6 protein-coding genes are annotated in these 4710 nt (G+C 68.8%); 5 read left to right on the forward strand and 1 reads right to left on the reverse strand.

Annotated features, from left to right (window positions below; all coding sequences use genetic code 11):
* The first annotated feature begins 98 nt into the window (after positions 1–98).
* The 5 genes from rrtA to ABNT58_RS23190 all read left to right on the forward strand — a co-directional run bounded on the left by rrtA (position 99) and on the right by ABNT58_RS23190 (position 4212).
* Positions 99–710: a rhombosortase gene (gene rrtA, locus ABNT58_RS23170; RefSeq protein ID WP_348755759.1), complete on the forward strand. Its 612-nt coding sequence runs from the start codon at positions 99–101 to the stop codon at positions 708–710.
* 122 nt (positions 711–832) lie between these two features.
* Positions 833–1174: a helix-turn-helix transcriptional regulator gene (locus tag ABNT58_RS23175; RefSeq protein WP_348755760.1), complete on the forward strand. Its 342-nt coding sequence runs from the start codon at positions 833–835 to the stop codon at positions 1172–1174.
* A gap of 59 nt (positions 1175–1233) precedes the next feature.
* On the forward strand, positions 1234–2598 hold the full coding sequence (locus ABNT58_RS23180; RefSeq protein ID WP_348755761.1) for a HipA domain-containing protein: 1365 nt from the start codon (positions 1234–1236) through the stop codon (positions 2596–2598).
* Between the two features lie 16 nt (positions 2599–2614).
* Positions 2615–3514, forward strand: a complete 900-nt coding sequence (locus ABNT58_RS23185; RefSeq protein WP_348755762.1) for a DMT family transporter — start codon at positions 2615–2617, stop codon at positions 3512–3514.
* Positions 3515–3546: 32 nt separating this feature from the next.
* Positions 3547–4212, forward strand: coding sequence for a glutathione S-transferase (locus ABNT58_RS23190; protein ID WP_348755763.1), 666 nt, complete (start codon positions 3547–3549; stop codon positions 4210–4212).
* A 6-nt stretch (positions 4213–4218) separates the two neighbouring features.
* On the opposite strand, the gene ABNT58_RS23195 is transcribed toward ABNT58_RS23190, so the two are convergent.
* Positions 4219–4710: LysE family transporter (locus ABNT58_RS23195; protein ID WP_348755764.1), on the reverse strand; the 492-nt coding region annotated here is incomplete at its 5' end.

Raw genomic sequence — 4710 nt, forward strand, 5'->3', positions numbered from 1 at the left:
GCACGTGCTGCAAGGGTGACGTGGTGCCCCCTAGCTCGCTGCGCTCGCGTCCCCCCGAGGGGGAGCTCAGTCCCTTGGGGCGGCCCGGCGGGACTGAGGTGGCACTGACACGCCCCGGCGTGGCCTGGCTGCTGCTGGGGCTGGTGCTGGCCGGGGGCGCGCTGGTGGGCACGCAGTACCCGCGCACGCTGCTCGACTGGCAGCCCGCGCTGGCCAGCGCCGAGCCCTGGCGGGCCTTCAGCGCCGCCTTCGTGCACCTGAGCACCCGCCATCTGCTGGCCAACCTGCTGGGCTGCGTGGTGGTCACCGCCTTCGGGCTGATCGCCCGCGTGCCGTGGTGGATCGCGCTGGCCTGGCTGCTGGCCTGGCCGCTGGGCCATGTGCTGCTGTGGTTCCAGCCGGCGCTGCAGCACTATGCGGGCTTGTCAGGCGTGCTGCACGGCGGCGCCGCAGCGGCCGCGCTGTACGTGGCGCTGCGGGGTGAAGGCCACGAGCGCCTGATCGGCTGGGGCGTGCTGGCCGGTGTGGCCGTCAAGCTCTGGCGCGAGGCCCCCTGGCGCGGACCGGTGCAGGCGGTGGCCGGCTGGGACATCCCGATCGCGCCGATCGCGCATGCCACTGGGGTGGCGGCGGCGCTGCTGTGCGCCGGGATGGCGTTGTGGGTGACCCGAGCATGGAGCCACACCGCTCATGGACGAGATGATGAGTAAAGCCAACAGACGTTGACCATCCATGCTTTGAGTCAAGGTTTGTTGGCTTGACTGGCGTCGCTGCTGCCGCGATCATGAAAACAATCCTTGCCTTTATAGATTTAGCGACAGCGATTGTTTGCATGAAGAAAGACGAAAGCATTCTGCTCAGCACCGAGCAACTCGCCCAGACGGTTCAGCTGGGTGAGGCAATCTCTCGGCTGCGGCTGGCGCGACGGATTCGTCAGCAAGACGCCGCACTGCGCGCAGGGCTGTCGCGCCCCACCGCCAGCAAGATTGAGCGCGGCGACCCCGGCCGCACCTTGGGCCAGGTGATTCGCTACCTCGGCGCGATCGCGCCTGGCATGACGTTGGCGCGGCTTGTCGAAGGCAAAGACCCGTCTCTTCTTGCGCTGACGGCTTCGGAAAGGCGCCAACGCGTCCGTGAACTCAGCGCTGAAGAGCGCCGCAAGCTGGATTTCTGAGCCATGGCACTCCCCTCAGCGCCGTGCCTGCCCGCGCTGTGATGGCCACAGAGCTTTATGTGTTCGCCCACCTCCTGGGTGAGTTCGTGCCCGCAGGCATCCTCACCTTGACCGAAACACCCCTGGGGGTCGAAGCGTCCAGCTTTTCCTATGGCACCCGCTATCTTCAGCGATCACAGGCCATCGAGGTCGACCCGGTCAGCCTCGCGTTGGCCGACAAGGCCCAGGTGCGCGAGAAGTCGCTGGTGCCGGTCAACGGCCTGCCGCTGTTTGGCGGGCTGCGCGACGCCGCCCCTGATGCCTGGGGTCGACGCGTCATCGAAGCGAAGTTCAAGGTGCCGGCGAACAGCCTGCCGGAGTCGACCTACCTGCTGGAGGCCGGGAGCGAGCGTGTGGGCGCCCTGGACGTGCGGCGCCAGCTGACGGACCGGGCGTCCGCCGGCGTGTCCGAGGTGAAGGCCCTGCAATACCTGCTTGAAGCGGCAGAGCGCATCGAGCTGGGCGAGCCGGTGCCTACAAGGCTGACCGACCTCTTCGGCTCCAGCCCCGGCGCGGGCGGCGCACGGCCCAAGGCTTCGGTGCGCGACAGCGATGGCCTGCTGTGGCTGGCCAAATTTGCCAGCAGAGGCGACACCTTCGATGTGGCAACCGCCGAGCATGCCACCCTGCGCCTGGCCGAGGCTTGCGGCATGACGGTGCCCGCCAGCAAGGTGGTGGACCTGGGCGGCAAGCACACGCTGCTCATCCGCAGGTTCGACCGGTACTGGATCGACGACGACGCGCTGCGCGGCGGCCCGGCGCAACTGCCCGCTGACCTGGCCTTGCACGCCACGCTGCCCACGGACACGGCCCGACATGAATGGCGGCTGCCTTTCGCCAGCGCCCTCACGATGGTGGCGTGCGACGAGATGGCGTCTCGCACCAAGGGCTACGCCGACATCGCCCATGCGATCCGCCGGCAGGTACATCCGTCGTTCATCCGGCAGAACAACAAGGAGCTGTTTTCCCGCATGGTGTTCAACATCCTGGCGAGCAACGACGACGACCATCTGCGCAACCACGGGTTCGTGTGGGACCCGCGTGCCGGTGGCTGGCGGCTGAGCCCGCTGTATGACGTGGTGCCACGGCCGGCGATCGCGCAGGAGCGCTTCCTGCACCTGGAAGTGGGCCTGCAGGGGAAGCTGGCCACGCTCGACAACGCGATGTCGAAGTACGCACAGTTCGACCTCCAGCGCCCCGAGGCCATTGCCCTGATGGCCCGGGTGGTGACCACGGTGGCAGGGTGGCGCGAGCGCTTCGAAGCACACGGCGCGCCAGGCCGCCTGATGGACCAGTTGGCGCGCGCTTTTCGCGTGCTGGACGAGGTGGCCAGCCCCGCACTGAGGTCCGAACTGGCGGCCGCCGACGACAACCCGGCACACTGACGCCTTTGCCGCAGAAATGCCGACGACCGAACGAAGAACCACGCTGGACGGCTTGGCCGTCTCGCTGCTGCTGGGCTGCTGCGTGCTGTGGGGCCTGAACCAGGTGGCCACCAAGGTGGCGCTGGCCGACTTTCCGCCCTTCACCCAGGCGGCGCTGCGCTCGGCCGGAGCGGCGCTGCTGGTGCTGACCTGGGCGCGGCTGCGTGGCATTGCGCTGTTCACGCGCGACGGCACCCTGCGCGGCGGGCTGCTGGCCGGGGCCTTGTTCGCGCTGGAGTTCGGGCTCATCTTCTTCGGGCTGCAATTCACCACCGCTTCGCGCATGGTGGTGTTCATCTACCTGGCACCCTTCGTGGTGGCGCTGGGCATGCCCTTCGTCGCGCGGTCCGAGAAGCTCAAGCCGCTGCAGTTCGTGGGTCTGGCCATCGCGTTCGGCGGCGTGGCCGCGGCTTTTGCCGAAGGCTTCGGCCAGCCCACCGCCGGCGATCGGCAATGGCTGGGCGATGCCTGCGGCGTGGCTGCGGCGCTGGTGTGGGGCGCCACCACGCTGTCCATCCGCAGCACGCGGCTGGCCAGCGCCGCGCCCGAAAAAACCCTGCTCTATCAGCTGGGCCTGTCGGCGCTGCTGCTGGGCATTGCCGCGCCTGTCGCGCACGAGACGTGGCCGCAGCAAGTAGCGGCGCTATCGTGGGGTGCGCTGCTGTTCCAGACGGTGATCGTCACCTTCGCCAGCTACCTGGTGTGGTTCTGGCTGGTGCGCCACTATGCGGCCACGCGCATCGCGTCGTTCACGCTGCTCACGCCCATCTCGGGCTTGGTGGCCGGCGCGCTGGTGCTGAACGAGCCGCTGACCCCGCGCCTGCTGCTGGCCCTGGCCACCGTGGTGCTGGGCCTGGTGCTGGTCAACCGAAAATAGCAGGCGCCCCTTTACAAGACAGGAGACGAACCATGATCACGCTGTGCGGCTTTTCGGTGTCCAACTACTACAACAAGGTCAAGCTGGCCCTGCTGGAAAAAGGCATTCCGTTCACCGAGGAGTACGTCAACACCGGCTGCCAGGAAGAAGCCGTGCTGTCCGCCTCACCGCTGGGCAAGGTGCCCTTCATCCGCACCGAGCGCGGCACGCTGTGCGAAAGCCAGGTCATCGTCGACTGGCTGGAAGCCGAATACCCCACGCCCGCGCTGCTGCCGGCCGATGCCTTCGGCCGCGCCAAGCAGCATGAGCTGATCACCTTCCTGGACCTGCATCTGGAGCTGGTGGCGCGCGAGCTGTACGGCCAGGCCTTCTTCGGCGGCACCGTGAGCGACGAGACGCAGGCCCGCGTGAAGCAGAAGCTGGACCGCCACATCCCGGCGCTGATGCGGCTGACCTCGTTCAAGCCCTACGTGGCCGGCAGCCAGTTCACCATGGCCGACTGCGCGGCCTACACCAACCTGCCGCTGGTGGCCATGTCCACCAAGGCGGTGTACGGCGAAGACCTGCTGCAAAAGCACGGCCTGGACTGGAAGAGCTACGTCAAGCTGATGGGCGAGCGCCCTTCGGTGCAGCGCGTGGACGCCGACCGCAAGGCCGACACCGCCGCCCGCGTGGCGGCCGCCGCCGCCAAGAAGTAAGCGGACTCAAGTACCGGCCAGCCCCAGCAGGCTGGCCAGCTGCCACAGCGCGAAGCCGCCCAGCAGCAGCGCCGAAGCCTGGTTGACCCGGCGCTGCCAGCGCGCATCGAAGCGGCTGCGCAGCCGGCCCACCACCGCGGCCAGCAGCAACCACCACAAGGCCGAGCCCACCAGCACACCGCCCACCATCACCCAGGGCGAAGCCGGTGCCGCGCTGCGTCCGGCCAGCATGCCGAACACCGCGACGAACGAGACGATGGTGCCGGGGTTGGACAGCGTGAGCACGAAGGTGCCCGCCAGCTGCCTGAGCAGCGCCGCCCGGCCCGGCGCCACCGCACGCGCACTGGCCACCGGCTGCCGCCAGGTGCGCCAGGCGATGAAGGCCAGGAACAGCGCGCCCAGCCCGTGCAGCCAGCCGCGCGCGCCGATCAGCCACTGGGTGACGGCCACCACGCCGAAGGCGCCGATGGCGCCATACACCGCATCGGCCAGCGCCGC

The sequence above is a fragment of the uncultured Aquincola sp. genome (assembly GCF_964001545.1).
In the GTDB taxonomy this organism is placed as follows: Bacteria; Pseudomonadota; Gammaproteobacteria; order Burkholderiales; family Burkholderiaceae_C; genus Aquincola.